This window comes from Microbacterium sp. ABR10, assembly GCF_057812175.1.
The window spans coordinates 484,674-510,708 of record NZ_CM173821.1 but is presented as its reverse complement, the minus strand read 5'-3'; the positions used below and the strand labels follow the sequence as shown (position 1 = coordinate 510,708).

At 69.2% G+C, this 26,035-nt stretch carries 27 protein-coding genes; 7 read left to right on the top strand and 20 right to left on the bottom strand.

Annotated elements, in window-relative coordinates; all coding sequences use genetic code 11:
* Positions 1–48: 48 nt before the first annotated feature.
* The 8 genes from ACXKZF_RS02260 to ACXKZF_RS02225 all read right to left on the bottom strand — a co-directional run bounded on the left by ACXKZF_RS02260 (position 49) and on the right by ACXKZF_RS02225 (position 11,178).
* On the bottom strand, positions 49–2,199 hold the full coding sequence (locus ACXKZF_RS02260) for an alpha-galactosidase (RefSeq protein WP_488985271.1): 2,151 nt from the start codon (positions 2,197–2,199) through the stop codon (positions 49–51).
* Between the two features lie 183 nt (positions 2,200–2,382).
* The gene (gene treZ / locus ACXKZF_RS02255) at positions 2,383–4,134 is read right to left on the bottom strand and encodes a malto-oligosyltrehalose trehalohydrolase (RefSeq protein WP_488985270.1); all 1,752 of its coding nucleotides are present in this window, start codon (positions 4,132–4,134) and stop codon (positions 2,383–2,385) included.
* A 67-nt stretch (positions 4,135–4,201) separates the two neighbouring features.
* Positions 4,202–6,604, bottom strand: coding sequence for a malto-oligosyltrehalose synthase (treY, locus tag ACXKZF_RS02250; protein WP_488986027.1), 2,403 nt, complete (start codon positions 6,602–6,604; stop codon positions 4,202–4,204).
* 5 nt (positions 6,605–6,609) lie between these two features.
* Positions 6,610–8,832 carry a glycogen debranching protein GlgX gene (gene glgX / locus ACXKZF_RS02245; protein ID WP_314455160.1) on the bottom strand — a complete coding sequence of 741 codons (2,223 nt, stop codon included), beginning with the start codon at positions 8,830–8,832 and terminating at the stop codon, positions 6,610–6,612.
* A gap of 81 nt (positions 8,833–8,913) precedes the next feature.
* On the bottom strand, positions 8,914–9,402 hold the full coding sequence (locus tag ACXKZF_RS02240; RefSeq protein ID WP_488985269.1) for a glutaminase: 489 nt from the start codon (positions 9,400–9,402) through the stop codon (positions 8,914–8,916).
* On the bottom strand, positions 9,399–10,268 hold the full coding sequence (locus ACXKZF_RS02235) for a transposase (RefSeq protein ID WP_488985268.1): 870 nt from the start codon (positions 10,266–10,268) through the stop codon (positions 9,399–9,401). Before ACXKZF_RS02235 ends, ACXKZF_RS02240 begins: the two co-directional genes overlap by 4 nt.
* A 51-nt stretch (positions 10,269–10,319) precedes the next feature.
* On the bottom strand, positions 10,320–10,997 hold the full coding sequence (locus ACXKZF_RS02230) for a GTP pyrophosphokinase (protein WP_055959433.1): 678 nt from the start codon (positions 10,995–10,997) through the stop codon (positions 10,320–10,322).
* Positions 10,998–11,040: 43 nt separating this feature from the next.
* A complete protein-coding gene (locus tag ACXKZF_RS02225) occupies positions 11,041–11,178 on the bottom strand; it encodes a hypothetical protein (RefSeq protein ID WP_314456961.1) in 138 nt (45 codons plus the stop codon).
* A 117-nt stretch (positions 11,179–11,295) separates the two neighbouring features.
* Here ACXKZF_RS02225 and ACXKZF_RS02220 point away from each other — a divergent pair, with 117 nt between their 5' ends.
* Positions 11,296–11,622 carry a DUF7882 family protein gene (locus tag ACXKZF_RS02220; RefSeq protein WP_055959435.1) on the top strand — a complete coding sequence of 109 codons (327 nt, stop codon included), beginning with the start codon at positions 11,296–11,298 and terminating at the stop codon, positions 11,620–11,622.
* Positions 11,623–11,664: 42 nt separating this feature from the next.
* On the opposite strand, the gene ACXKZF_RS02215 is transcribed toward ACXKZF_RS02220, so the two are convergent.
* Complete coding sequence (locus ACXKZF_RS02215) at positions 11,665–11,982, bottom strand: DUF7882 family protein (protein ID WP_055959437.1); 318 nt, start codon at positions 11,980–11,982, stop codon at positions 11,665–11,667.
* A 114-nt stretch (positions 11,983–12,096) separates the two neighbouring features.
* Here ACXKZF_RS02215 and ACXKZF_RS02210 point away from each other — a divergent pair, with 114 nt between their 5' ends.
* Positions 12,097–12,408 (top strand): DUF7882 family protein, encoded by a 312-nt coding sequence (locus ACXKZF_RS02210; RefSeq protein WP_055959439.1) that lies wholly within the window; start codon positions 12,097–12,099, stop codon positions 12,406–12,408.
* Position 12,409: 1 nt separating this feature from the next.
* Here the strand turns inward: ACXKZF_RS02210 and ACXKZF_RS02205 are convergent, their stop codons facing one another.
* Positions 12,410–12,664: a three-helix bundle dimerization domain-containing protein gene (locus ACXKZF_RS02205; RefSeq protein WP_055959441.1), complete on the bottom strand. Its 255-nt coding sequence runs from the start codon at positions 12,662–12,664 to the stop codon at positions 12,410–12,412.
* Between the two features lie 98 nt (positions 12,665–12,762).
* Positions 12,763–13,293 carry a MarR family winged helix-turn-helix transcriptional regulator gene (locus ACXKZF_RS02200; protein WP_488986026.1) on the bottom strand — a complete coding sequence of 177 codons (531 nt, stop codon included), beginning with the start codon at positions 13,291–13,293 and terminating at the stop codon, positions 12,763–12,765.
* A 133-nt stretch (positions 13,294–13,426) separates the two neighbouring features.
* On the opposite strand from ACXKZF_RS02200, the gene ACXKZF_RS02195 reads away from it, so the two are divergent.
* On the top strand, positions 13,427–13,915 hold the full coding sequence (locus ACXKZF_RS02195) for a MarR family winged helix-turn-helix transcriptional regulator (protein WP_055959445.1): 489 nt from the start codon (positions 13,427–13,429) through the stop codon (positions 13,913–13,915).
* Between the two features lie 32 nt (positions 13,916–13,947).
* Here the strand turns inward: ACXKZF_RS02195 and ACXKZF_RS02190 are convergent, their stop codons facing one another.
* Positions 13,948–14,187 carry a DUF3072 domain-containing protein gene (locus ACXKZF_RS02190; RefSeq protein WP_055960210.1) on the bottom strand — a complete coding sequence of 80 codons (240 nt, stop codon included), beginning with the start codon at positions 14,185–14,187 and terminating at the stop codon, positions 13,948–13,950.
* A 78-nt stretch (positions 14,188–14,265) separates the two neighbouring features.
* Here ACXKZF_RS02190 and ACXKZF_RS02185 point away from each other — a divergent pair, with 78 nt between their 5' ends.
* Positions 14,266–15,237, top strand: coding sequence for an alpha/beta fold hydrolase (locus tag ACXKZF_RS02185; RefSeq protein ID WP_488985267.1), 972 nt, complete (start codon positions 14,266–14,268; stop codon positions 15,235–15,237).
* Positions 15,238–15,352: 115 nt separating this feature from the next.
* On the opposite strand, the gene ACXKZF_RS02180 is transcribed toward ACXKZF_RS02185, so the two are convergent.
* From ACXKZF_RS02180 to ACXKZF_RS02160, 5 genes are all read right to left on the bottom strand, one after another.
* On the bottom strand, positions 15,353–16,594 hold the full coding sequence (locus ACXKZF_RS02180; RefSeq protein ID WP_055959447.1) for an ADP-dependent glucokinase/phosphofructokinase: 1,242 nt from the start codon (positions 16,592–16,594) through the stop codon (positions 15,353–15,355).
* Positions 16,595–16,613: 19 nt separating this feature from the next.
* Entirely contained in the window at positions 16,614–17,477 is an 864-nt protein-coding gene (locus ACXKZF_RS02175; protein ID WP_055959449.1) for a ketose-bisphosphate aldolase, read from the bottom strand.
* Between the two features lie 33 nt (positions 17,478–17,510).
* On the bottom strand, positions 17,511–18,425 hold the full coding sequence (locus ACXKZF_RS02170; RefSeq protein ID WP_243223455.1) for a carbohydrate ABC transporter permease: 915 nt from the start codon (positions 18,423–18,425) through the stop codon (positions 17,511–17,513).
* A gap of 1 nt (position 18,426) precedes the next feature.
* On the bottom strand, positions 18,427–19,356 hold the full coding sequence (locus tag ACXKZF_RS02165) for a carbohydrate ABC transporter permease (RefSeq protein WP_243223454.1): 930 nt from the start codon (positions 19,354–19,356) through the stop codon (positions 18,427–18,429).
* 70 nt (positions 19,357–19,426) lie between these two features.
* Positions 19,427–20,722, bottom strand: a complete 1,296-nt coding sequence (locus ACXKZF_RS02160) for an ABC transporter substrate-binding protein (protein ID WP_055959453.1) — start codon at positions 20,720–20,722, stop codon at positions 19,427–19,429.
* Between the two features lie 233 nt (positions 20,723–20,955).
* On the opposite strand from ACXKZF_RS02160, the gene ACXKZF_RS02155 reads away from it, so the two are divergent.
* From ACXKZF_RS02155 to ACXKZF_RS02145, 3 genes are all read left to right on the top strand, one after another.
* The gene (locus tag ACXKZF_RS02155) at positions 20,956–21,762 is read left to right on the top strand and encodes a DeoR/GlpR family DNA-binding transcription regulator (RefSeq protein WP_488985266.1); all 807 of its coding nucleotides are present in this window, start codon (positions 20,956–20,958) and stop codon (positions 21,760–21,762) included.
* Between the two features lie 87 nt (positions 21,763–21,849).
* Entirely contained in the window at positions 21,850–22,437 is a 588-nt protein-coding gene (locus tag ACXKZF_RS02150) for a sugar O-acetyltransferase (RefSeq protein WP_488985265.1), read from the top strand.
* Positions 22,434–22,997, top strand: coding sequence for a TetR/AcrR family transcriptional regulator (locus ACXKZF_RS02145; protein ID WP_488985264.1), 564 nt, complete (start codon positions 22,434–22,436; stop codon positions 22,995–22,997). The genes ACXKZF_RS02150 and ACXKZF_RS02145 overlap by 4 nt, the downstream gene beginning before the upstream one ends.
* Before the next feature lie 3 nt (positions 22,998–23,000).
* Here ACXKZF_RS02145 and ACXKZF_RS02140 read toward each other — a convergent pair whose 3' ends face one another.
* The 3 genes from ACXKZF_RS02140 to ACXKZF_RS02130 all read right to left on the bottom strand — a co-directional run bounded on the left by ACXKZF_RS02140 (position 23,001) and on the right by ACXKZF_RS02130 (position 25,770).
* A complete protein-coding gene (locus ACXKZF_RS02140; RefSeq protein ID WP_488985263.1) occupies positions 23,001–24,167 on the bottom strand; it encodes a PQQ-dependent sugar dehydrogenase in 1,167 nt (388 codons plus the stop codon).
* 102 nt (positions 24,168–24,269) lie between these two features.
* Positions 24,270–25,073, bottom strand: coding sequence for a DUF1206 domain-containing protein (locus ACXKZF_RS02135; protein WP_055959460.1), 804 nt, complete (start codon positions 25,071–25,073; stop codon positions 24,270–24,272).
* Between the two features lie 16 nt (positions 25,074–25,089).
* Positions 25,090–25,770, bottom strand: coding sequence for a phosphatase PAP2 family protein (locus tag ACXKZF_RS02130; protein WP_488985262.1), 681 nt, complete (start codon positions 25,768–25,770; stop codon positions 25,090–25,092).
* Between the last annotated feature and the right edge of the window lie 265 nt (positions 25,771–26,035).

Sequence of the window (26,035 nt, the reverse complement as noted above, 5' to 3'; positions counted from 1 at the left end):
GGGGCATCGCGGGACTCTCCGCGATTTCCGCCTCATCGATCGATCGCGTCAGCTCGCCGTCGTCAGTTCCACCACCACGGCGCGCTGCGGATTCTGCACGGGCGGCCGGATGCCCGTCACGGCCAGCTGCCGCCCGGTCAGCACGGTGTCCTGGTGCGCCCACGCCAGCGGCGACTGCGCGGGCTCCTGCACCATCCCGCCCGGGGTGATCAGGCGCACCCGGTACTCGCGATCGGGGTCGAGGCCCGGGAGGCGCACGCGGCCGGCGGGCGAGGAGATGAGGGTCTGGGTCTGAGCGATGGTGAAGAAGGCGTGCTCGCGACCGGCCGCGACGACGCCGCGCACGTCGAGACCGGGGTCGATCACGTCGGCGTTGACGACGCGTCCCGTCGCCACCAGGGGCCGCACGCGGCGGGCGAGGGCGACCCACTCGCCCACGAGGGCGCGGTCGCGCTCGTCGAGCGTGGTGAGATCCCACTCGATGCCGAAATGCCCGAACAGGGCCACGGCGCCGCTGAACGCGAGCGGGATCGTGCGACCGGTGGAGTGGACGTGCGGGGTGGTCAGGTGCATGCCCATCATCTCGGGCGGCACGACCATCGCGGTGTGACGCTGGTTCTCGAGCCGCTCGACGGGGTCGAGGCAGTCGCTCGTCCAGATGCGGTCGGTGCGGTCCAGGATGCCGAGGTCGACCCGCGCTCCGCCCGAGGCGCAGCTCTCGATCTCGAGCCCCGGGAAGGCGGTCTTGAGCTCGTCGAGGAGTCGATACACCGCGAACGTGTGGGCGTGCACGGCCGAGCCGCCGCCGGGCCCGGTCGCGGCATCCACGAGGTCGCGATTGTGGTCCCACTTCACGTACGCGATCGGGTACGCCCGCAGCACGTCGCTCATTCGCTCGAGGATGAACGCGTACGCGTCGGGGTGCGCGAGGTTCAGCACCTGCTGCTGGCGGGCCGAGGGCGGCAGCTCCTCGCGTCCGCGCAGGATCCACTCGGGGTGGGCGCGGGCGACATCGCTGTCGGGGTTGACCATCTCGGGCTCGAACCACAGCCCGAACTCCATGCCGAGACCCGTCACGTGGTCGACGAGCGGGCTCAGCCCTGCGGGCCACACGTCCTCGTCGACGTACCAGTCCCCCAGGCCCGCGGTGTCGTCGCGGCGGTGACGGAACCAGCCGTCGTCGAGCACGAACCGCTCGACGCCGATCTCCGCGGCCACGTCGGCGAGCGCGGTGAGCTTCGGTAGGCGGTGGTCGAAGTAGACCGCCTCCCATGTGTTCAGCGTGATCGGGCGCGGGCGGGTGGGGTGCTGCGGACGTGCGCGCCAGGTGTCGTGGAAACGCGCGGCGAGGTCGTCGAGGCCGTCACCCCACGAGCCGTAGACCGTCGGCGACGTCGTCTCCTCGCCCGGAGCGAGCACGATCTCGCCCCACGCGGCGAGCTCACCGCCCGCCAGCAGCGCCTCCCCCAGTGGCAACCGCTCGGCGAACACGCGCTGGTTGCCGCTCCAGGCGACGTGGATGCCGTGCACCAGCCCCGCCTCGAACCCGAAGCCGGGGCGACCCGCGGCCAGCAGCAGTGTCGCATCGGCGCCGGGGCGACCCCGCCGACTCTCGCGCAGGTGGGTGCCGAAAGTGAACGCGTGACGCTGAGCGGAACGCTCGCGCAGGTGTCGGCCGGTCGTGTCGAGGATCTCGGTCGCCTCCCCCGGCAGCGGGAAGGTGGGCTGCAGCGCCGCGATCACGACGTCGTCGTCGCCGTCGTTGACGACGGTGAGCGTCTGCGAGAACAGCCCCGACGCCGCGACCCGCAGGTCGGCGCGCAGGCGCAGTGCACGTTCGCGATCGACGAGGTGCAGCACGAGGGTGTCGGCGTCGGCATCGACGGATGCCAGGGTGAACACCGTCCCCTGCACGACACCGCCGCGTCCGCCCTCGAAGCCGGGAGCACCGGGCCACCCCGCCGCGGCGGTCGGGACGATCGTGAGTCGGGGGGTCTGGTCGATGCCCCCGGATACGCGCTGCGGACGCGCGGCGACCACCATCGACGACAGGACATCGGCCCCGAGCGCGCCGAGGTCGGGGCCCCAGTGGATGATCGCCGGGGCCGGGTGCGCGGTGAGGTCGACGACGACGCTCGTACCGCCGGCGCGGAGGTGCACCGCCGGGGCGGTCTCGGGTACGACAGCGGTGTGCGACATGGCGTGATTCCTATCACGGAACGAGGACGTGTTCACGGAGCGATTCGGGAGAAGGGGGCGCAGGTCATCGGCGGGGCCGCTTCGCCCGGGCCGTGCTGATCCTCCGTCTGAGAACCCGCAGCCCCGCCGCGCCCGCACGGCAGACGGCCCCGCCCGAAAGGGGACGGGGCCGTCGCAGGTGTATCAGAGCGTCGGACCGACGATCGCGCTCGCCCCCGCGGGCACCGTCAGCGATGTGGCGTCGAGCACGACGCCCTCCGCCGTCGCCAGCAGCACCCAGGCGCCGGAGACGACAGATGCCGTCGCCTCGGCATCCGACAGGTTCACCACAACGAGGAGGTCGCGGCGGCGGAGCTCGTAGACGCGTCCGCCCCGGGCCTCACGCGCCTCGGCCGACAGCCCCTCGCGGGACGGGTCGGTGAGCTCGGGGCGCTCGCGGCGGAGCTTCGCGAGCTCGCGGTAGAGCCCCAGCAGCTGCGCGTGATCGCCCTCGCCCACCTCGTCCCAGTCGAGCTTCGAATTCTCGAACGTCGAGGGATCCTGCGGGTCGGGAACGGTCGATTCGTCCCAGCCCATCTTCTCGAACTCGGCGATTCGGCCCTCGGCCGTGGCCTTTCCGAGCTCGGGCTCGGGGTGCGAGGTGAAGAACTGCCAGGGGGTGGTCGCTCCCCACTCCTCACCCATGAACAGCATCGGCGTGCCCGGCGCCGTGAGGGTCAAGACCGCGGCTGCGGCGAGACGGTCGTAGTCGAGCGACTGCGAGAGCCGGTCGCCGGCGGCGCGGTTGCCGATCTGGTCGTGGTCCTGCGCGAAGGTCACCAGGCGCCAGTTCGGCACGGCATCCGGAATGGGTTTGCCGTGCTTCTCCTCGCGGAACGTCGAATACGTCCCGTCGTGGAAGAAGCCGCCCTCGCTGACCTTGCGGAACGCCTCGATGTCGGCGAAGTCCTCGTAGTAGCCGATGGTCTCGCCGGTCAACGCCACGTGCGCGGTGTGGTGCCAGTCATCCGACCACTGCGCGGTGAGGCCGTACCCGCCGGCCTCGCGCGGGAGGATCAGCTTCGGGTCGTTCATGTCGCTCTCGGCGATGGTGGTGAGCGGCACTCCGCGGTGGGCCGACAGGGCATCGGTGCGCTCGGCGAGCTCCTGCAGCACGTGCACCGGACGGTGGTCGAGCAGCGCGTGCACGGCATCCAGACGCAGTCCGTCGACGTGGTAGTCGCTCATCCACATCAGGGCGTTCTCGACGATGTAGGCGCGCACCGCGTCCTCGTCGAGGTTGACCGAGTCGCCCCAGGTGTTGCGGCTGCCCTCGCGCAGGTACTCGCCGAACTCCGGCAGGTAGTTTCCCGAGGGGCCGAGGTGGTTGTACACGACGTCCTGGATGACGGCGAGGCCCGCCGCGTGCGCCGCGTCGACGAACCGCTGGTACGCCTCGGGGCCACCGTAGGCCTCGTGCACGGTGTACCAGAGCACCCCGTCGTAGCCCCAGTTCCAGGTGCCGTTGAAGCCGTTGACCGGCAGCAGTTCGACGTGGGTCACGCCGAGGTCGACGAGGTGGTCGAGGCGGCCGACCGCGGCATCCAGGGTCCCCTCGGGGGTGAAGGTTCCGAGGTGCAGCTCGTAGATCAGCCCGCCCGCGAGTTGCTTGCCCGTCCACGCCGTGTCGTTCCAGGAGTACACCGATGGGTCGAACCACGCCGACGCCTCGTGCACGCCACCGGGCTGACGCCGCGAGCGCGGGTCGGGGCGCAGGTCGTCGCCGTCGCCGAGTACGAAGCCGTAGCGCTCCCCGTCGGCGAGGTCGACGGGGGCCGTCCACCATCCGTCGGTCACGGATGCCATCTCGACGTCCTCGATGACCGTGTCACCGCTGTCGTCGAGTCGGCGCAGCCGCACCCGCTTCGCCTTGGGCGCCCAGACGTCGATGCTCATGTGGGTTCTTCCTTCACGCGTGAGGTTGTCGTCGCGCGGCGGGGCGGGCACCCCGCCGCGCGCAGGGTTACGAGACCAGCAGGGCCACAGGGTAGGTCGCCAGCAGGTCGGACATTGCGGTCGGACCGCCGGGGTACGTGCGACCGGTGAGGACGTCGGTGACCGGCGTCTCGGGCAGCAGCAGCACGGTGTCGCGCCACCCGCCGCGCTCGGCCAGACCCCACGGCAGACGCGTCGACACAGCCGACACCCCGCCGCGGTCGAAGGCGACCACGTGATCGGATGCCACTCCCGCCGCCTCGAGGGCCCGGTAAACGTCGAGGGGGTGATCGCGGCGCACCCGCAGCGCCCGGGAGGTCACGAGCAGCTTGGCCGCGCCCGTGGCATCCACCACCGGCGGGGTCGCCCCCGGGGCGTCGATCTCGGCGAGCAGACGGCGCCGCTCGGCGAAGTCGACTGCTCGGCGGTTGTCGGGGTCGACGAGCGACTGCTCCCACAGCTCCGAGCCCTGGTAGACGTCGGGTACACCGGCGCCGAGGATCTGCAGAAGCTTCGCCGAGAGGCCGTTCGACCAGCCCGCGGCCGAGATCTCGTCGACGAACGCACGGACGCGCTCGGCGGCGGGACCGGTCGCCGCGTCGACGACCGCGTGCATGCGCTCTTCGAACGCCTCGTCCTGCTCCCACCAGCCCGTGACCTCGCTCGCCTCGCGTGCGGCCTTCTCGGCGTACGCGTGCAGACGCTCGCGGTATATCTTCAGCCCCTCGGGAGTGGATGCCGAGGCGGGCCACGCCCCGATGATCGCCTGCCACAGCAGGGCGTCGAAGGGGCCGTGACCGGTCGAGGCGATGCTCTGGAACTGCTCCAGGCGCGCCGCCCACCGCTCGGGCATCTCGGCCAGCACCGCGATGCGAGCGCGCGTGTCCTCACCGCGCTTGGTGTCGTGCGTCGACAGGGTGGTCATCGCGAGCGGCCACGACGCATGCCGGGCGGCCTGCGCGGCGTGGAAGCCGGCGACATCGAGCGCGAACTGACCCGGGTCGCCGCCCACCTCGGTGAGCGAGCCGAGTCGGGTGTACCGGTAGAACGCCGTGTCTTCGACGCCCTTCGCCATCACGGGCCCCGTCGTCTGCTGGAAGCGCCAGGCGATCTCGAGGCCGGTGTCGGCAAGGGCCGGCACGAGCTTCTCGATCACGTCGCCCAACTCGGGTCGGCGCACCTCGGCCTCGCCCGCGGCGGCGTCGAGGTGCGCGCGGCCGGCGGGGAGGTAGGAGCGGTAGACCGGGAAGCACGCGAGGATCTCGGCGAGCGCGTCCTGCAGCACCTCGGCCTCGAACTCCTCGAGCCCCCGGGCCGGTCCCTGAGCCTGTCGAAGGGCCCGAACGATCCGGCGGATCTCCGACACCTGGATGGAGTCGGCGATCTTGCGCTTGGTGTCGTGGATGAGGTCGTGCCAGCCGGTCAGGGCCGGCAGATCGCTGTCCATGCGCAGCCGCGCGTCGAGGGCGTCGAGTGCGGCTTCGCCTGCGGGATCGGTGAGCACGCGGTCGATCTCGGCCAGCGCGTCGTAGCCGGTGGTGCCGGCGGTCTTCCACCACGAGGGCAGAGCCTCGCCGTGTTCGAGGATCTTCTCCCCCAGTACGTAGCCCACCTCGGACCCGCTCGCCTCGGTCAGCGACGCGGCGAGTCGGTCGAGGTAACCGCCCGGGTCGACGAGCCCGTCGGGGTGGTCGACCCGCAGGCCGTCGGCGAGGCCCTCGCGCACCCATCGCAGGATCTCGGTGTGCGTGGCCTCGAACACCTCCGGCAGTTCGACGCGGACGCCCGCGAGGGTTGTGACGGCGAAGAATCGGCGGTAGTTCAGGTCGGCCGCTTCGTCCTGCCAGAACCGGAGCTCGAAGTTCTGCGCGTCCAGCAGTGCGCGGATGTCATCGCCCGCGGAGCCCGTTCCCGGCGCGACCGGGAAGACGTGGTCGAAGTAGCGGATGAGTCCGTCGGGGGCGTCTGCGGCCGGCTTCGGGTCGTAGGAGATGTCGTCGATGACGGCGTCGAGGTGATCGCCGAGCACCGGCACGCGGACCTTGCCGCCGCCGAACTCCCAGTCGATGTCGAACGCGGTCGCGTGCGCCGAGGCGCGACCCCGACGCAGCACGTCCCACCACCACGCGTTCGTGCGCGGTTCCGAGACGCCCATGTGATTGGGCACGATGTCGATCAGGATGCCGAGTCCCTCGGCGCGCGCCGCGGCGGCGAAGCGATCGAGGCCTTCGGAGCCGCCACGGGCCGGATCCACCCGCGTGACGTCGACGACGTCGTAGCCGTGGTCCGAGCCCGGAGTGGCCTCGAGGATCGGCGAGAGGTACGCCCACGAGACCCCGAGGTCACGGAGGTAGTCCGTGACCTCGGCGGCCTGGTCGAGGGTGAACGATTCGCGGATCTGCAGGCGGTAGGTCGAGAGCGGATGCCGCATCTCGGTCACAGCTCCGGCTTGGGGGCTTGCCCGGGCATCTCGTCGGTGCCGACGACCTGGATCTGCGCCGTCAGCGAAGCCGCCACCGAGTGGTCGATCTCCGGCTCGGGCAGGTGGTGCTCGCGCAGCACCATCAGCGACTTCGGCTCCAGCGGGAGCGTCTCGCCGGGGTCGAGCGGCTCGGTGTTGGCCCGCTCCCCCGCGGTGTCGACGTACGCGTCCCACTTGGGGGCGTATTCGAAGTCGGGGAGGCGGAAGTCGACCTTGTCGTCACCCGCGTTGAAGAGCACGAGGAAGTGGTCGTCGCTGATCGACTCGCCGCGGCGATCGCGTTCGCGAATGCCCTGGCCATTGAGGAAGACGCCCACCGCGAGACCGAAGCCGTTGTCCCAGTCCTCGGGCTGCATGAGCGAGCCGTCGGGGCGCAGCCACACCACGTCGGGGATGGGAGCGCCCTCCTCCATCTTCACGGGACGGCCGTCGAAGAACCGGCTGCGACGGAACGTGGGGTGCTGCTTGCGCAGACGCGCCAGGGCGGCGGTGAACTCGATGAGCGGGGTGTCGATGTTCGACCAGTCCACCCACGTGATCTCGTTGTCCTGCGCGTAGCCGTTGTTGTTGCCGCCCTGCGTGCGGCCCAGCTCGTCGCCGTGGAGCAGCATCGGCACGCCCTGGCTGAGGAGCAGGGTCGCGATGAAGTTGCGCTGCTGCTGCGCACGACGCTTCAGCACCTCGGCATCGTCGGTGGGACCTTCGACACCCATATTGCTGGAGCGGTTGTGCGATTCGCCGTCGTTGTTGTCTTCACCGTTGGCGTCGTTGTGCTTGTCGTTGTACGACACGAGGTCGCGGAGCGTGAAGCCGTCGTGCGCGGTGACGAAGTTGATGGATGCCACGGGGAAGCGGCCCGAGTGCTCGTAGAGGTCGGCCGAACCGGTCAGGCGCGAGGCGAACTCGCCCAGAGCCTGGGGCTCGCCGCGCCAGAAGTCGCGGACGGTGTCGCGGTACTTGCCGTTCCACTCGGTCCACTGGGGCGGGAAGTTGCCGACCTGGTAGCCCCCGGGGCCGACGTCCCACGGCTCCGCGATGAGCTTGACCTGCGACACGATCGGGTCCTGCTGCACGAGTTCGAAGAAGGTGGCGAGCTTGTCCACCTCGTAGAACTCGCGGGCGAGGGTCGATGCCAGGTCGAAGCGGAAGCCGTCGACGTGCATCTCGAGCACCCAGTACCGCAGCGAGTCCATGATGAGCTGCAGCGTGTGGGGATTGCCCACGTTCATGCTGTTGCCGGTACCGGTGTAGTCGGTGTAGTAACGCTTGTCGTCGTCCTCGAGGCGGTAATACGCCTCGTTGTCGATGCCGCGCATGGAGAGCGTGGGGCCCATGTGGTTGCCCTCGGCGGTGTGGTTGTACACCACGTCGAGGATGACCTCGATGCCGGCAGCGTGGAGCGCCTTCACCATGGCCTTGAACTCCTGCACCTGCTGGCCGTGGTCACCGGTCGAGGAGTAGGTGTTCTGCGGGGCGAGGAACGCGATGGTGTTGTAGCCCCAGTAGTTCGACAACCCCTTCTCCTCGAGAGTGGAGTCGTTGACGAACTGGTGCACCGGCATGAGCTCGATGGCGGTGATGCCGAGCTTGCGCAGGTGGTCGATGACGGCGGGGTGGGCGATGCCGGCGTAGGTGCCGCGCAGCTCCTCGGGCACGTCGGGGTGCAGCTGGGTGAGGCCCTTCACGTGGGCCTCGTAGATGAAGCTCTCGGCGTAGGGGATCTTCGGCTGTCGGTCGCCCGCCCAGTCGAAGAACGGGTTCACGACCACGCCCTTCATCATGTGCGAGGCGGAGTCCTCGTCGTTGAACGAGTCGGGGTCGCCGAACTCGTAGCTGAAGACCGGCTGACCCCAGTCGATCTGCCCCTCGACGGCCTTGGCGTACGGGTCGAGAAGCAGCTTGCTCGCGTTGTAGCGCTTACCGCTCTTCGGCTCGTACTCCCCGTGCACGCGGTAGCCGTACCGCTGCCCGGGCTGGATGTTGGGAAGGTAGCCATGCCACACGAACGCATCGGCGTCCACGAGATCGAAGCGCGTCTCCGTTCCGTCCTCTTCGAAGAGGCAGAGCTCTACGCGTTCCGCTCCTTCACTGAACAGGGCGAAGTTCGTCCCATTACCGTCGTAAGTGGCCCCGAGGGGATAACTGGATCCTGGCCATACCTGCTGCACGTCGCTCACGATAGACCAGCGCGGTTTCGGGCTCGGACCGCAGTCACCGCTGTTGACAGGTCCCCCCGCCCCGACTATGCGCGCGGCTGCCTATGCCCGTTCCGGGGGATGGCGCAGAAGGTCGATCCGCTCGTCGAGGTAGCGCGCGAGGGGCATGTAGCCGCCGGCCGCGCTCCATCTCACGAGCGTCTCTCCCCCGCGCACGGCCAGCGGGCTCGATGCTGCGTCGAGGTGGGCGAGGTCGATCGGATGCCACCCGATGTGCACGGTCTCCCCTTCGGGAACACCGCCCCGAGCGGCCGCGGCCGACAGCTCCGCCCGACGCCGCTGCGACTCGGCCGCGAAGCCGCGACGCACCTCAGCGCGCGAGCGCACGATGTCGCCGGTGGCGAGCAGGCCGTCGTCGGTGAGGAGCAGCACCCCCAGGTGCCAGGCCGTCCCACGCGAGGCGATGCGGGCCGCGCGAGGAATGCCGAGCAGGCGGCGCCCCTCCTGCAACTCCCCCAGCCGTTCGCGCGGCGCGTCGTCGAGGCGCGCGCGAGCGGCGGCGAGCATCTCGTCCACCGACCCGTCGATCATGCCCCGCCCCCCACGTCTCGCTGCGCCTCGGCGTCTCGCTCGGCCTCGGCGCGGTCGACGGCACGCCGGGCCGTGCGCGCCGCGTCGGTGGCATCTTTGTGCTCGCCCTCCCGCCGCTGCACGGCAGTATCGGCATCCGCAGCGTCTTTCTCGGCGCGCGCAAGGTCGACGCGAAGAGCGTCCACACGCTCGTACGCGCGGTCGGCTTTCTCGCGTGCCGCGGCGAGCTTCTTCTCGACCGAGGTCCGCTCGCGCTCGGCGTCGGTGTGCGCCCGCTCCGCCTCGCGCACCGCCCGCTCGGCGGCCTTGCGCGCGCGGCGGGCGGCGAGGTCGTCGCGCGGGGGAGGCGTCGGCAGGGCGTCGGGGAGCGAGCCGGCGACCGCCTGGCCGAGGGCGTCGTCCTCGAGAGCGGCCAGGTCGATCGCTGACACGAGACGGCCCGTCAGAATCGCGGCGGCGGCCGTCTCGTCGACGATCGCGGCATTCACGCTCTTCTCCACGGCATCCGCCATCGCCGCGCTCAACGGTGTGCCCGCCCCGGCGGCCAGTTCACCTGCGCGGCGGGCGAGTGCCGACACCAGCTGCCGTCGTTGACGTCCGAGCCGCGCGAGCTCGGCGGCGTCCCGGTCGTCCTGCGCCTCGTGCAGCGCGCGCGACAGCTCCACCGCTTCGCCGAGCTGCCCGTCGCGCACGAGCAGGTTCACGGCCCACGCGGCGACGGTGGGCTTGCGCAGCTTGGCGATCCGGCGGCCGACACCTCCGCCGATCTCGGCGGCGCGTTCGTTGCGGGCTGCGGTGAACCGCGCGGGCGGCAGGGCGAGCAGATCGACGGCGACCTCGTCGAGGCGTGCGTCGTCGTCGCTCATCCTCCTATTCTCCCCACCCGGGAGGGGCGTGACCACCCGCTCGCCGCGCGCTCAGAGCGAGACGATGCCCGGACGCGGGCCGCGGATCTCGCGATGAAGTCGCTCCATGCGCGCATCGAGTTCCGACGCGGTGTCGGCGGCGTTCTTCAACTCGTCCAGCAGCTCGGCCGGCACGAGGCGGTCGTACTTGTAGTAGATCTTGTGCTCCAGGCTGGCCCAGAAGTCCATCGCGATGGTGCGGAACTGCACCTCGACGGGCACGTCGACGCGCCCCGTCGACAGGTAGACGGGCACCTCGACGATGACGTGCAGGCTCTTGTAGCCGTTCGCCTTCGGCTGGGCGATGTAGTCCTTCACATCGCGCACGGTGATGTCGTCCTGCCGAGTGAGCAGGTCGGACAGGCGGTACGCGTCGTCGACGAAACTGCACGTGATGCGGATGCCGGCGATGTCGGTGATTGCGGACCGGATCGAGTCGAAGTCGGCCTCGATGCCCTTGCGCCGCACCTTGTCGACGAGGCTGTCGGGCGACTTCACCCTGCTCGAGACGTGCTCGATCGGGTTGTACGCGTGCATCTCCTGGAACTCTTCGCGCAGGATCGAGATCTTCGTCTCGACCTCGGCGAGCCCGAACCGGTACTCCATCAGGAAGCGTTGGAACTCGTCGCGCAGTGCCCTGAGCGCTGCACCGGAGACGGTGATCTGCTGATCGTCCAGCGCATCCGACATGGGCACGACGGTACCGACGATGACTACGAGGCCGCTGGGAGCCTCACCGTGGCGGCGGCTCCGATGCTCGCGGGACCAACTCGCCATCGATGACGTCGATGCCGATCAGGCTGCGGAAGACCTCCGGCAGGTCGGGGTCGTCCGCGGGCTCGGAGTGCCGAGGGATCGGGGGGTGTGTCACGGCGCTCTCCTTCCGTGCGTCCCACCACTTTGTCAGGTGGCCCGCGCACCCCCGGGTGGTCTTGACACCGTGATATCCGGCGCGTACTTCGCGCGTGCTCTGGCGTATCGTGGCGGCATGGGGACCATTCACTACGGCGGAAGCGGCACGGTCGTCCACATCGAGGACCGTGCTCTCGCCCACCTCAAGGTCGTGATCTCGACCAAGCTGCGTCGCGGAGAGAGCTTCACGCTCTCATGGCGTCACCGTGACGACGAGGAACGCGGACGCAGCACGCTGTGGCTGCACCCCGCGATCCCCCTGCGCTTCGTCTTCGACGAGGCCGAACCCGCAACCCTGAGCCGCGAATGGATCGAGCGTCTCGCCGACTCGGCCAACTCCTCGGGCGGCATTCTGCTCGTTCCGGAAGACATGAGTCCGGCCGCGCATTCCGGCACGGCCTGAGCCCGCCTCGCAGCGCGGCGGGCGCTCGCGGAGACCGCGGGATCAGCCTTCTTCGACGTGAGCGTCTTCGCTGGGCTCGGGTGTGATCGCGAGGCCGTTCGGGCCGGATGCGGCGAGCATCAGGTCTTCGACCCAGACGCGGTTGATGCGCGGCTGGCGGCTGCCGTAGAAGTGGAACTGGATCGGCACCGAGGGGTGCATCCAGAAGCTGCGACGCCCGCTGCCGTCGCCGACCTCGACGTCGAACATGAACGACTCCGACCGGCGCAGTTTGTTCATCACGACGATGCGCAGGTGCGCCAGCGTGCGGTCATCGATGTCGACCGCATTGGCCACGGTGTCGTAGATGAATCTGCCCATGTTCACGAGCCTAGTCGAGGAAAACAGAGCGCCCTCCGCATTCTCGGATGCCATGCCGGCTCGCCCGAATCAAGCCCTCGGGCCGGTGTCGCGCGGCGAGACTAACGTGCACGTGTGGGAACGCTTTACTACGGAGATGCCGCGACGCCGATCGAGATAGACGATCGTGCGTTGGCGCACGTCAAGGTCGTCATCGCCACCAAGCTCCGTCGGGGCGAGAGCTTCACGCTGTCGTGGACGCACGGACCCGATCAGGAGGTGGGACGCAGCACGGTGTGGTTGCACCCGTCGATCCCGCTGCGCTTCGTGTTCGACGAGCCCGAGCCGGCCCTGCTCAGCCGCGCGTGGATCGAAGCCCTCGCGAACTCGGCCAACTCCTCGGGCGGGCTGCTTCTCGTCGAGGAGCCCCCGCACCCCGGGTCGTGAATCAGACGCGCGGTTGATCGAGGATCTCGCGCGCGCCCTCTTCGACTGCGGTCGGTACGACGAGCGGGCGACCCGCCGAGAAGGCATCCCACTCACGGAGGACGACGCCCTCGATGTGCGCGGGGTCTTCACCGGGGTATTGCGCGCGCAGACGCGTGACCACGTCGTGGAACGACGCCACCGGGACCCCGTCGACGACGGCGACGATCTCAGCCGGGCGCGCGGTCGGGCGCTTCTCGACAGCGCGTTCGTCCATGCGTAGATGGTTTCACGCCGCCCGGCCGGGGCCTAATACTCCGCGGAAAAGTAGCTAGGCGACCTTCTCAGCCACGGATTCATCGTCGCGCGGCGGGGTCAGTGAGCGAGATCGGCGTCGACGGGGTGCGGGTCGACCTGGTCGACGGCATCCTGCAGCCGGCCCAGGCAGGCGATGACGGCCGCGCTCTCTTGCGGGCTCATGTCGACCACGGCCGCCATCATGCGCGAGTGCATGGACCCGAGGGTGGCGCGCACCTCGTCGTCGCTCGCGGACGTGGCGACGATGAAGATGCTGCGGCGGTCGGTGGGGTGCGGCACCCGCACCACGTGGCCGGACTTCTCGAGGCGGTCGACGATCGCCGTGGTGGATGCGGTCGACACCCCCAGGTAGCGCGTCAACTCGCTGGGCGAGACCTGCCGCTCCTGACCCGCTGCCCTCAGCAGGTATCGCAGGACGAGGAGCTCGTTCTCGCCCATCGACATCGAGTCGCGGGTGCGTCGCCGCATCGCCACCTCGGCGGCCCGGTACACGCGGAAGGCCTGGAGCACGTCGACGGCGCGTCGGCGGCGATCCTCTTCGCTCGCGCCGTACCAGTAGCGCGACGACTCCGACCCGTTTACCACCAGGGCATCTTATGACAGCCCGGCTCGTCCAGCCCCCTGCCCAGGCATGTGGAGGGCGGGTACCATGCAATTAGAGTGGCTGACTACTTGATCGGTCCCGAAGACACTAACTCATCGAGATATCCGAGGAGGTGAGATGCGAGACCCGGCGACAGCGGACGACGTGGTGAAGGCACTCAACGACCTCACCGATTCGGGCATCGCCTCCGAGCGTGCGGCGCTGCAATCCCTGGGCATCGGTCCCAACGATGCGAAAGTCCTGCGGTTCCTGCTGCAACGCGCGGACGACGCCGAACCCGTCACCCCCCGCATACTCGCTGCGATGCTCGGCATCTCGTCGGCGGCGACGACGGCGCTCATCGACCGCCTCGCGGACGCGGGCTGGGTGACGCGGGAGCCGTATCCCGGTGACCGGCGCTCCATCGTCGTGCGCGAGACCATCGACGCCGCGTCGCCCGCGCGTCGCATCCTCGCCGTCCGACGTGCGTCCGCCGTCGCCGCGGCCGCGCGACTGGGTCCGGAGGAACGGCGCATCGTCGCCGACTTCCTCGATGACATCGCCCGCAGCGAGACCGAGGACATGGGCGAGATGTGCCCCAACGACGAAGCGCCCCGCACAACCTGAATCCCAGGTGTCGGGGCGCTTCGCGCGTTCGATCAGGCGTTGCCGCGGCCCGTCTCGTTCTGCAGGCGCTCGATCTGCTCGGAGGCCTCGGCTTTGTTGAGATCGGCGGGGATCTCCTCGCCCGCCTCGCGCGCGAGCGTGTCGAGGTAGCTGCGCTGGGGAGCAGTCATCGGCTCGTCGCCGGTGACCCAGTCGGACGGGTCCTTCTCGGCCGGGTTCTCACCCTCGCGGACGGCACCCAGGGTCTCTTCTTCACGGGAGGAATCGCTCATGAGCCGAGGCTAGGCGCGTTCCGTGGCGCGGGACCCGGGATTGACAGGGCGTTCAGGCGTGTACGGCATCCTGGTCTGATGGCTGATGACTCCCGCCCCGCCGACGTGCAGGTCGACACGTACCGCCGGGGTGACGCGCGCACGCGGGTGACACGCGTCTCGACGGGGACGGACACGGGCCGGTCGTTCGTGCTCGTCGCCGGCATCGGGGTCGCTTCGTCGTACTTCGAGTTCCTCGCGCCCCTGCTGGCCGAAGAGGGAGAGGTGTACGCCCTCGACCTGCCCGGCTTCGGCGGTGTCCCGGCATCCGGTGAGCAGCCGACCGCGCAGTTCTTCGCCGATCAGGTGGAGGGCGTGCTCGATCACTACGGTCTCACCGCGCCCGTGCTCATCGGTCACTCGATGGGCACGCAGGTCGTCACCGAGGTCCTCGCTCGACGCCGTCACCTGACGCACGCGGTGCTGGTGAGCCCGGTGGTCGACGAGACCGAGTCGAACGCGCTGCTGCAGGCCGTGCGCTTCGCGCAGTCCACCGTGCGGGAGTCGATCCACATCGCCCTCCTGGCGGTCTCGGCCTACCTGCTGTGCGGATTCCTCTACTTCTTCGAGACGCTCCCGCACATGCTGCGATACCGGATCTCCGATCGCATCGGTGCGGGCCGAGCCACCGTGCTGCTCGTCCGCGGAGAGTTCGACCGCCCCTCTCCCCGGCGCCTCCACTCGCGTCTGGTCGCTCGTGCAGCCGCCGCCCGACGGTGGGAGATCGAGGGGGCCGCACACTGCGTCGTCAACAGCCACGCGGTCGGCGTCGCCCGGCTGACGATGCAGCACGTGCGCGACGAGCTCGCACCGAAGGGGCGGATGCCGGCGGCCGAGGCCGCGGTCCCGCCCGCCGCGCACGCCGACATCCGTATGGTGCTCGGGGCGATCGCGAGCCGACTGGCGGAGTGGATCAGCGCGGCGCGCAAGGACGAGAACGGCGTGCAGCGGGCGAAGGCCCGGCATTCGCGCGTGCTGTGGAACGCCTATCGGCCCGGCTCCCGCGACTGACGCCGCGGGCGTGCGAGGCTCGCTCGCCGTCACGAGCGGAGGAGCAGGGAGGAGCGGAGCGCCCGGCGGGCACGTTGGTCCTCCTCAGCTCCCCCCTCCTCCGCCGGTCACCAGATCAGCGCACGGGCGACGTCGCGTCGAGCGCGCGTTCCAGGGCCACCGCCGTCGCGAGACGAGCGGCGGCGGGAACCGCGGCGAGGAAGCCGCCGACGAACGTGTCGCCGAGTCCGATGGTCGTGGGATGCGCGGTGTCGACCACGAAAGCGGGAACGCCGGTCGCCCCCCGCCTGCTCTCCGCCGCCGCGACGACCGCCGCGCCCCCGGCGTGCCGCGGCAGCCGCGCCGTGTCGTCGAGGTCGTCCACCGTGCAGGCGTCGCCCCGTCGGTAGCGGGTGGCGGCCGTGCGCACCGCACTCTCGAGACCCACGCGATGCCGGGCGGAGTCGGGACCGACGGCGATCGCCCAGTACTTCGTGTGCACCACGAGCGCCCGCGCAGGGATCACCTCGTGCACCTCGGCGAGGGCGGCGACGACGTCGTCGGGTGAGAGCAGGTCGACCGGGCGACCGAGGTACTCCTGCAACTCGTCCTCGTTCATGCCGTAGACGTCGATGCGGTCGAGCAAGCGTGCGCGCACGAGCGACGACAGCTCACGCCGATAGAACCCGGCGTCCTCGTAGTACACGAGTGCGTCGGCGGGGAGGTGCCGCATCGCCGCGGTGAGGTCGTCGAGACGACGCTCGAGCAGGGCGGCATCCTGCATCGTGTTGAAGCCGGAGACGAGGAAGGCCTCTGCTCCCGTCAGCGCCTCGCCCAGGTCGGCGGCGATCGCCATCTCGCGGTTGGGGGCGTCGTTGGCGAAGATGAGGCGGTTGGATGCCGGGGCGGTCACCGTGGCATCCATCAGCTCGACTGTCGTGGCCTCGGGGTACTGCACGATGAGGTGCGGATCGAGGGTGTCCCGCGTCGCCGACGACACGATGCGCATCGTGGCCGGGAGCAGGCGCCGCACGTTGTCGTCGATGCTCACGAGGTGCTGCACCGTGGGCACGCCGATGCGGTCGAGGGCGATACCCGCGCGCACGCCCGTGCCGCCGAGGGTGATCTCGACGTCGAAGTGCGCGGCGAAGCGTTCGACGATGTCGCTGGAGAGGACGAAGCGCTCGCCTCCCCCGCCGGTGGCGAGGAAGGCGAGCACCGTCACGACGAGCGCGCGCTCGTCGATGATCGGCGTCGTGGTGGTCAGCTCGTCGAGACGGATGCGGTGACTCCGGGCGAGTGCCGAGAGCACATCGGCATCCCATCCGATCTCATAATCGACGGTGCCGCCGAGTCCGAGGACGAGGTCTCCCACCATGGTGCCGGTCTCCGATCTCTCAGTACAGGTCGGCCTTGCCGGCGGCGCCGAACAGGTCGATCTTCTCCGCCGCGGTGATCTTCATGGCGGCGATGGGCTCGGGCTGGATCGCATTGGGCTCGCGGAGACGCCGGTCGGTGCCGAGGATCTCGCGCATGCGGTCGTGGTAAGCCACCTTGATGTCGCTGGAGATGTTGATCTTGTTCACGCCCAGCTCGACCGCACGGCGCAGCTCGGCATCCGGGTTGCTCGAGCCGCCGTGCAGCACGAGGGGAATGCCGACCGCGGCCTTGATCTCCTCGAGAAGGTCGTGACGCAGTTCGGGGCTCTTCTCGGCCGGGTACAGCCCGTGCGAGGTGCCGATCGCGATCGCGAGGCTGTCGACACCGGTCTGCTCGACGAAGCGCACCGCGTCATCCACGTTGGTGTAGATGATCTCGGCAGCGCCGGATTCTCCGTAGCTGTCGTTCGCGCCGATGGTGCCGAGCTCACCCTCGACCTGCACGCCCACGGCGTGCGCGGCCTCGACGACCTTGCGGGTGAGGGCGACGTTCTGCTCGAACGGCTCGAGCGAGGCGTCGATCATCACCGAGGTGAAGCCCGACTGGATCGCGACGATCATCTGCTCGTAGGTTCCGCCGTGGTCCCAGTGGATGGCGACGGGCACGCTCGAGCGGTGCGCGCGGGAGCGCATCGCCGCGATCAGGTCGGTCGTGATGTGCGAGACCTCGTCGGGGTGGATGGCAATGATGACCGGAGCGGACTTCTCTTCGCTGATGTCCATGATCCCGGTGAACATCGACCAGTCGCTGATGTTGAAGGCCGGGATGGCGAAGCTGTGGGCGTTCGCCACGTCGAGGATGGACTTGCCGGTGTAGAGCACGGAGATTCTCCTTGTTGGGTGGGGTCGGGTGGCTTAGCTCTTCACCGAGCCGGCCGTGAGGCCGCTGATGAAGAAGCGCTGGAAGAACAGGAAGAGCAGCAGCACGGGGATCGAGCCGAGGATGCTCATCGCCATGATCTGGTTCCACTCGTACGAGTGCTGTCCCATGAGCAACTGGATGCCGATCGGCACGGTGCGCATGTCGATGGTGCGCGTGAGGGTCAGCGCGAAGAGGAACTCGTTCCACGCGATCATGAACGTGTAGATGCCCACCGAAACGATCCCGGGGATCGAGATCGGCACGAGCACACGCCAGAGGGCGGTGAAGGAGCCGGCGCCGTCGACGCGGACGGCCTCGTCGAGCTCCTTGGGCAGGGTGTTGAAGTACCCGGTCATCATGATGATCGCGTAGGGCAGCGTGAACACCATGTAGGTGAAGATGAGGCCCGGGTAGGTGTTGTAAAGCCCGAGCCCGACCATCAGGCCGAAGTACGGGATCAGCAGGGTGATCGGCGGCACGGCCTGGACGCTCACGATGATGACGTTGACGATGCGCTTGCCGCGGAACTCGAAGCGGCTGAAGGCGTACGCGGCCTGGATCGCGACGAGCAGCGTCAGGATCGTGACCGCTCCCGCCACCACGTAGCTGTTGATGAAGAAGCGCACGGTCTCGGGGTTGGTAAAGATCGAGATGTAGGCGTCGAACGAGAAGGTCTCGGTGACCAGCCGCGGGGGAAGCTCGAAGATCTGCGTGTTCGACTTGAACGAGCTCGACAGCATCCAGAGCACGGGGCCGGCGGCGAAGACCGCGCCGAGGACGAGGCCGAGGAAGACGCCTGTCTGGGCGACGCGGCGTCGCGTGGCGGTGCGGGGTCGCGTGGCGGTGCGGGTGGGGCGCTGACGCGCGGGGCTGGTGGCGCGCTGACGCGCGGGGGTGGTCAGGGCCATGTCAGTCCCTCGCCTTCTGCTGGCGGACGTAGAGCACCGCGATGATCATCGACAACGCCAGGACCAGCACCGCCGAGGTGGAGGCCATCGAGAAGTCGTACTTCGCGAATGCGAGCTTGTAGGTGTAGGTGCTGAGCATCTCGGTGACGTCGATCGGACCGCCGCCCGTGGTCAGCCAGATGAGGGCGAACTGCTGTGACGTCCAGATGAGGTCGAGCAGCACGAGGCTGACGATGATCGGCCGGAGCTGCGGGATGGTGACGTTCCAGAAGCGCTGCGCCGGGCTGGCGCCGTCGACGGTCGCCGCCTCGTACAGGTCGCTCGGGATGCCCTGGAGACCCGCGAGCAGGCTCACCATGAAGAAGGGGTATCCGGCCCAGATGTTGATGAATGTCACGGTGCCGAGCGCGAGCGACGGAGAGGCGAGCCACTCGATGTCGGTATTGAGCAGGAAGTTCACGATGCCGTTCGGGGCGAGCAGCATGCGCCACAGCACCGCGATCACAGCGACGGTGAACAGCCACGGCAGCACGTAGAGGCCGCGGAAGATCGCTCGGGGGATCGCGCCGATCAGTCGGCTGTTCAGAAGCATGGCGAACGTCAAACCCAGCACGAGGTGGGCGGCGACGCTGGTGAGAGTGAAGAAGAGGGTGTTGCCGGTGGCCTTCCAGAAGCCCGGGTCGGTGAGGATCGCGACGTAGTTGGCGACGCCCACGACCTCGGGGCTCTTGTTCAGGATGACGTTGTCCTGGAACGAGTAGCCCATCACCATCACGATCGGGACGATCATGAGGACGAGCAGAAGGACCAGGGTCGGGGAGAGGAACGCGTAGGCCTCGCCGGCCTTGCGGAGCTGGCGGGTGCGGCGCGAGAGCGGTCGTCCGGTGACGATCACCTCGGTGTCGGGGGGTGTGAGGGTGCGCATGGTCATGGTGTGCGGCTTTCGATGAGCGGGATGCCGCACCGCGGGGGGCGATGCGGCATCCCGGATCAGCGTCGGATCAGAACTCCGACGTCCATTCGTCCTGCGTCTTGGTGAGCGCGTCGCTCATCGACTGCTGACCGTCCAGCGCCGACTGGAACTGCGTGCCGAACTGGCGCATGAGCTCCTCGGCGACGGGCAGACCCGTGAACTCGTTCGCGGGGTATCCGTCCTTGTAGATCTCGAACGCCGTCTTGAACAGCTCGTCGTCCTCGACGAAGGTCGGCACACTCTCGGTGTTGCCCGGGAAGGCCTTGGCCATCGTCGACAGCTCGCTGTTGACGTCCGTGCCCATGAGGAACTGCACCAGCTTGAAGGCGGCATCCTTGTGCTCGGAGTTCTCGGCGACGCCGATGCCCCACGAGGCGTAGGGGATGCCGCGTTCACCCGAGAAGCCGTCCTCGGCCGGGATCGCCGAGATGGAGAAGGTGAGGTCGGGGTTGGACTCGCGGATGAGGTTGATGTGCGCGAGCGAGTCGATCATCATGCCGACGCGGCCGTTGGTGAACTCCTCGACCTTGTCCTGCTCCTTCATGGTGAAGGATCCGGGAGCGATGACCCCGTCGGCCCAGAGCTGCTGGATGTAGTCGGTCGCGTCGGAGACGTCGGAGTTCGTCAGGTCGGGCTGGCCGTCCTTCAGCATGGAGCCGCCGGAGGCCCAGACCCACGACATGACGTCGTTCTGCACGCCGTTGGGCGCCTCGAGCGAGAGGGGGAGCACCCATCCCGACACGTCGCCGCCGAGAGCCGTGATCTTCTTGGCGGCGTCCGCGAACTCGCTGCGGGTCGAGGGCGGAGCAGTGACACCCGCCTGCGCGAGCAGACCGTCGTTGGTGAACATCGGGTAGACGAAGTTGACGACCGGGATCATGTAGGTGCTGTCGTCGACCTTGATCTGGCTGGCGAGCTGGCTGTCGTCGTACCCTGCCTCGCTCATGAGCTGCGTCAGGTCGGCGATCACGCCCTGCTTCGCGAAGTCGCTCACCCAGGCGCCGTCGAGACCGACGACGTCGGGCATGGTGCCGGAGGCCGCGCCCGCGAAGAGCTGCTCCTTGGTCGAGGCGTACGGGCCGCTGACCAGATCGACCTTGATGCCGGGGTTCTCCTGCTCGAACTGGTCCATGAGACCGCGGAACTCGCCGTCACCGAGCTCGGGCTCCCACCACTGGGCGAACTCGATCGTGACGTCTCCTCCACCGTCGGCGGTTCCGGTGCTGTTCGACGAGCACCCCGCCATCGCCAGGAGGGTCGTGGCCGCTGCCGCGACACCGACGAGCTTGATGGCGTTCCGACGCCGGCGCCCGCTGTTGTCCATCGTTTCTCCTCGTTGAGATCTGCACTGTTTCGCGCTCTTCTGCGCGTTCTTGCTGCTTTAAGCATGAGTATGCGCTCTTCTGCCGGAGCGGTCAAGCGTCCGATGCAGATTCGTGATTATTCCGGCACGACCACGCGCCATACGCGGCAGAAACCGCTCCTTACGTGCTGTTACGTGCTGTTTTCCCGGAAATTCACGCGGATCACGTGCTGCTCTGTGCTAGAGATGACGGCATGGATGCAGCCACAGCCACGACGAAGCGCCGACTGCCGGCAGGGCGCAAAGCGGAACTCGCCGCCTACGTGGCCGAATCCGGCCAGGTCACCGTCGTCGATCTCGCCTCGCACTTCGGAGTCTCGATCGACACCGTGCGCCGAGATCTCGACCAGCTCGACCGCGAGGGTATCGTCGTGCGCACCCACGGCGGAGCGGTGAGCGCGATGTCGGTGCCCGGCCGCGACCGGGGTCTCGACGTCCGTCTGCAGATGCAGATATCGGAGAAGGAGCGCATCGCCGCGCTCGCCGTCGAGCTCATCGAAGACGGCTCCGTCCTCATGCTCAACGCGGGCACGACGACGCTCGCCGTCGCCCGGGCGCTGCGCAACCACCGCAACCTGACGATCGCGACGAACAACCTGCGCATCCCCGCGGAGATCTCCCCCAGCGTCTTCCGCGACCTCTTCATCTTCGGCGGCGCCGTTCGCACCATCACGCAGGCCACGACCGGCCCGGTCACCCTCGCGATGACCTCGAACACCACCGAGGTCGACATCCGCTGCGATTACGCGATCATCGCTGTGGGCGCGGTCGACGCCTCGGGATACTCCACGAGCAATCTCGGCGACGCCACGATGATGAGCGAGATGATCCAGCGCGCTGATCGCACCGTCATCCTGGCCGACTCGAGCAAGCTGGACCGCCGCCTGTTCGCCCAGGTGACGCCGCTCGAGAAGGCCGACTACCTCGTCACCGACGCCCCACCGTCCCCCGACCTGGCGGCAGCGCTGGCGGAGGCGGGGGTGACGGTGCTCACGCCGTAGACGGCGATCAGAGCTGCCCCGCGCCCCGGAGCGGTGCAGCCGGCGAGAGCTGTGCGTACGATCGTACACATCGCGTAGTGTCGCCTCATGACAACGGATCACTTCGCCGGCGACCCGCGCACCAACCGCGAGCGCATGCTCGCGGGCGAGCTCTACATCGCCGATGACCCCGAGAGCGCGCGCCTCGCGCAGCGCGCGCTCGAGTTGACGCACACCTATCAGGTGGAATCCGCCGCGGCACCCGACACCGCCCGCGCGCACCTCGAGGAACTGCTGGGCACCCTCGGCGAGGATGCCTACGTCAAGCCGCCGCTGTTCGTCGACTACGGCGAGAACATCCACATCGGGGCGCGGTCATTCGTGAACTACAACCTCACCGCGCTCGATGTCGCCGAGATCCGCATCGGCGAGGACTGCCAGATCGGGCCCAACGTGCAGCTGCTCACGCCGACGCATCCGGTCGATCCCGAACCCCGACGAAACAAGCTCGAGGCCGCACAGCCGATCACGATCGGCGACAACGTGTGGCTCGGCGGCGGTGTCATCGTGTGCCCCGGCGTCACCATCGGCGACGACACCGTCGTCGGGGCCGGCGCCGTCGTTACGCGAGACCTCCCGTCGGGGGTGGTCGCCGTCGGCAACCCCGCCCGCGTCGTGCGTCAGATCGGAACGTGAACAACGCCGAGCCGGCCCGCGCCCGTCGCCTCGACCCCGACCGCCGCGATCGCATCATCGACGCTGCGCTCGCGGTCATCGTGGCCGAAGGCGTCGCGGGCATCTCGCACCGCAAGGTCGCCGCGGCGGCCGACGTGCCCCTCGGCTCGATGACCTACCATTTCGCCGGGATGGAGGAGCTCGTCCACGAGGCATTCACCCGCTTCGCGACATCGATCAGCGATCAGATCGATCGGCGGATGGCTGCGACCCGCACCCGGGCCGAGGCTCTCGACGCGCTGATCGCCCACATCGAACAGGATCTGCTGGGCGACCAGCGCGACCTCGTGCTCACACACGAGCTGTACACGCTCGCCGCGCACGACGCGCGCTACCGCATACTCACGACCGACTGGATGACGCGCAGCCGCGCCGCCCTCGAACGCCACTTCGACACCGTCACCGCCCGCATCCTCGACGCGGTGGTCGAGGGTCTCACCATCCACCGGGCGCTGGATCTGAGACCGGTGCCGCCGGGTCTCGCCCGCGAGAGCGTGCTGCGCATCACCGCGTCGGCATGAGACTCACGCCGGAGACAGGGGAACCCGCAGGATCACGTCGGAGTCGCCGCCACCGCGATCGGTGTTGCTCGTGACCACCCACAGCGATCCATCCGGGGCCGCCGCGACATCGCGAAGGCGCCCGTATTCACCTACGAAATAATCGTCGAACACGCCGAGGTCGCCGGTCGGGACGATACGGAGGCGCTCACCCCGCAGGTTCGCGATGACCACCGCGCCCTCGACGACCGCGAGTCCGCTCGGACTGGCATCCGCGGGCGCCCACTGCTGAACCGGGTCGACGAACCCGGCCCGTCCGCCGATGCCCTCCACCTCGGGCCAGCCGTAGTTCGAACCGGGTTCGATGACGTTGAGCTCGTCCCAGGTGTCCTGCCCGAACTCCGACGCGTACATGGTGCCGTCGGCATCCCACCCGATGCCCTGCGGGTTCCGGTGACCGAGACTCCACACCGGCGACTCCGGGAAGGGGTTGTCGGCGGGCACCTCTCCCTCGGGGGTCACTCGCAGGATCTTGCCGCCCAGCGACGCCCTGTCCTGCGACGCGTCGGGGTCGGCGGCGTCTCCCGCGGTGACGTACAGCATGCCGTCGGGACCGAAGGCGATCCGTCCGCCGTTGTGGATGTTCGCCGAGGGGATGCCATCGAGCACGGTCTGCGCGGCCCCGAGCGAGAACGAGCCCGGCGTGCCCTCGAGCGGAAACCGCATCACCCGGTTGCCTCCGGGGATCGTCACGTAGGTGTAGAGGTAGCCGTCGGCGTGCGCGATGCCCAGGAGTCCGCCCTCTCCGCGCGCTGAGAGATCGGGCACCTCCCCCACGACGCGCGTGTCCCCGCCCGTGATCTCGAGGATCTCCCCCGTGTCGCGCTGACTCACGAGCGCGGTGTCATCGACGAAGACGACCGACCACGGCGTCGTCAATCCGGATGCCACGACCTCGGGCACCCCGACCGGGGCGACGTTTCCGGGGGTGGGCGCGGCGGCGCTCGCGGGCGGCGTCGAGATCGGTGCGGCGGCGGGCGGCACGGCATCCGACTCCCGTTCCGCCGCGCACCCGGCGAGCGCGAACAGCGAGAACACGATCGCCATCGCGGAAGCCGAGCGGGCGGAGGGTCGATGCGGGGACGAAGCGTGGCGGCGCCGGGCGGAGCCGACGGATGCGAGGTCGATCATGGGGCCTCCTCGGCACTGCGGTGGTGGTTCCGTCCTACCCGTCGCACCTGCGAGCGCTCTGGGGATCGCACCCCGCCGGTCGTCTCCGGCTCGCCCGCGTTCTCACATGCGCGCGTAGCGGGCGCGGGCGAAGCAGAACACGCCATAGACGACGAGCCCGGCACCCACGACCCACAGCACGATCTGGCCGAAGGGCAGACTCGCGAGCGATCGCAGCGCCGCATCGATCCCGCCGGCCGCGTTCGGGTCGTGGGTGACCGCGGCGACGATGAAGAGGATGCCGGCGACCCCCACCGCGATGCCCTTGGCGACGTAGCCGACGGTGCCGAAGACCCGGATGCCCCGACCCGCGGTGCCTCCGGGGATCGACAGGCTCTTCTCGAAGGCGCGCGTGATGCCGCGCACAACGAATGCGACGCCGATCACGGCGACGCCGAGGCCGACGATGACGAGCAGGGCCACGCCGCCGGGCATCGCCAGGATCTGCGCGCTGAGGGTCTTGGACGACTCCGACGACTCCGAGCTCCCGCCCGTCGCGAGGGTGAAGGCCGTGGCGGCGATCGCCACGTAGGCGATCGCGGTGCCCACGTACTTCGCGCGGTGCGCCCACCGCTTCTTGGCATCCGGATCGCGCTCCACGATCGCCTCGGCGATCTGCCAGACCGCAAGGGCGGCGAGTCCCACCACGATCACCCACAGCAGCGCGATGCCGAGCGGTGCGTCGCGCACCTGCTGCAGCGCTCCACTCTGGTCGGCGCTGTCGCCGGCGGAGCCGGTGGCGATCGAGACGGCGATGACACCGATCAGCAGATGCAGGAGGCCGAGGACGACATAGCCGACGCGGGCGGTCACCCGGAACGCGGTGGAGTCCTGTGCCTTGTCGGCGGCGGCGGTTGCGGAGGTCATCCGCGAACCCTAGCGCTCACTCCGCGGACGCGTGAAGGCGTTGCGCGCGGCGTACACGCCACACCTCGACCATCGCCCACACGAGCGTGGCCACGGCGACGCCCTCGAGAAAGCCGGCCACGACGTCCGACAACCAGTGCGCGTGCAGGTACGTGCGGCTCCACATCATCAGCACCACCCACACCGCCCCGACGATCCAGACCCATCGGCGCCGCAGGATGAGCGCGAGCGTGAGCGCGATGGTGGTCGCTACGGCGGTGTGCCCCGAGGGGAACGAGGTCGCCACCGTCTCGGCGAGCGAGTCGGCCGGACGGCTGCGGGCGATGACCGCCGCGAGCGGCGCACCGATCAGCACCACGAGGGCGATGGATGCCGCGATGTTCAGAGCATCCCACGGGCGGCGGACGATGAGGAAGACGATGGTCGTCGCGACCCCGATGATGATCATGCCGATCGTTCCGCCCACGATCGCCGGCACCCACGCCACGATCACGCCGACGGGGTCCGCCAGCGCCGCCATCGCGTCATCCCACGCCTGATCGATCGGCAGGGGGGCGGATCCGCTGAGGGCCACGGCGAAACGCAAGCCCACGAACAGCACCGCCGCGACCACGCCGACGACCAGGGCGATCGGGCGGCGCGGGTCGATGCGCGGCCGATCGGGGAACAGGGCGGTGTCGTCTGTCGTGGCATCCATCCGCGAATCGTCCCAGGCGCGGGCGCCGCGGGCCAGCACTTGCCGTGAGCGCCGGCATGCGTCACGCGGTGGAGTCGCCGCCCGCTCGACCCCGAACGCAGCGGCAGCATCTCCTGCATCACGCAGGCGACCGCGTCTCGTCGACGGACCCCCGCTGCCGAATCCGACGTGGTGGCCGCCGACGGGACCACCTCGCTCCACGGCGCGGTGGGTACCGCTCCCCCGGGAGCGAGAGCGAGTACGGTGGAAGGCGGCGAAGCCGCCC

Coding starts and splice junctions, on each gene's coding strand:
- ACXKZF_RS02260 (WP_488985271.1), bottom strand. CDS start 2,199: ATGTCGCACACCGCTGTCGTACCCGAGACCGCCCCGGCGGTGCACCTC.
- treZ (WP_488985270.1), bottom strand. CDS start 4,134: ATGAGCATCGACGTCTGGGCGCCCAAGGCGAAGCGGGTGCGGCTGCGC.
- treY (WP_488986027.1), bottom strand. CDS start 6,604: ATGCGGCATCCGCTCTCGACCTACCGCCTGCAGATCCGCGAATCGTTC.
- ACXKZF_RS02240 (WP_488985269.1), bottom strand. CDS start 9,402: ATGATCGACGGGTCGGTGGACGAGATGCTCGCCGCCGCTCGCGCGCGC.
- ACXKZF_RS02235 (WP_488985268.1), bottom strand. CDS start 10,268: ATGAGCGACGACGACGCACGCCTCGACGAGGTCGCCGTCGATCTGCTC.
- ACXKZF_RS02230 (WP_055959433.1), bottom strand. CDS start 10,997: ATGTCGGATGCGCTGGACGATCAGCAGATCACCGTCTCCGGTGCAGCG.
- ACXKZF_RS02220 (WP_055959435.1), top strand. CDS start 11,296: ATGGGGACCATTCACTACGGCGGAAGCGGCACGGTCGTCCACATCGAG.
- ACXKZF_RS02215 (WP_055959437.1), bottom strand. CDS start 11,982: ATGGGCAGATTCATCTACGACACCGTGGCCAATGCGGTCGACATCGAT.
- ACXKZF_RS02205 (WP_055959441.1), bottom strand. CDS start 12,664: ATGGACGAACGCGCTGTCGAGAAGCGCCCGACCGCGCGCCCGGCTGAG.
- ACXKZF_RS02195 (WP_055959445.1), top strand. CDS start 13,427: ATGCGAGACCCGGCGACAGCGGACGACGTGGTGAAGGCACTCAACGAC.
- ACXKZF_RS02190 (WP_055960210.1), bottom strand. CDS start 14,187: ATGAGCGATTCCTCCCGTGAAGAAGAGACCCTGGGTGCCGTCCGCGAG.
- ACXKZF_RS02185 (WP_488985267.1), top strand. CDS start 14,266: ATGGCTGATGACTCCCGCCCCGCCGACGTGCAGGTCGACACGTACCGC.
- ACXKZF_RS02180 (WP_055959447.1), bottom strand. CDS start 16,594: ATGGTGGGAGACCTCGTCCTCGGACTCGGCGGCACCGTCGATTATGAG.
- ACXKZF_RS02170 (WP_243223455.1), bottom strand. CDS start 18,425: ATGGCCCTGACCACCCCCGCGCGTCAGCGCGCCACCAGCCCCGCGCGT.
- ACXKZF_RS02165 (WP_243223454.1), bottom strand. CDS start 19,356: ATGACCATGCGCACCCTCACACCCCCCGACACCGAGGTGATCGTCACC.
- ACXKZF_RS02160 (WP_055959453.1), bottom strand. CDS start 20,722: ATGGACAACAGCGGGCGCCGGCGTCGGAACGCCATCAAGCTCGTCGGT.
- ACXKZF_RS02155 (WP_488985266.1), top strand. CDS start 20,956: ATGGATGCAGCCACAGCCACGACGAAGCGCCGACTGCCGGCAGGGCGC.
- ACXKZF_RS02150 (WP_488985265.1), top strand. CDS start 21,850: ATGACAACGGATCACTTCGCCGGCGACCCGCGCACCAACCGCGAGCGC.
- ACXKZF_RS02140 (WP_488985263.1), bottom strand. CDS start 24,167: ATGATCGACCTCGCATCCGTCGGCTCCGCCCGGCGCCGCCACGCTTCG.
- ACXKZF_RS02135 (WP_055959460.1), bottom strand. CDS start 25,073: ATGACCTCCGCAACCGCCGCCGCCGACAAGGCACAGGACTCCACCGCG.
- ACXKZF_RS02130 (WP_488985262.1), bottom strand. CDS start 25,770: ATGGATGCCACGACAGACGACACCGCCCTGTTCCCCGATCGGCCGCGC.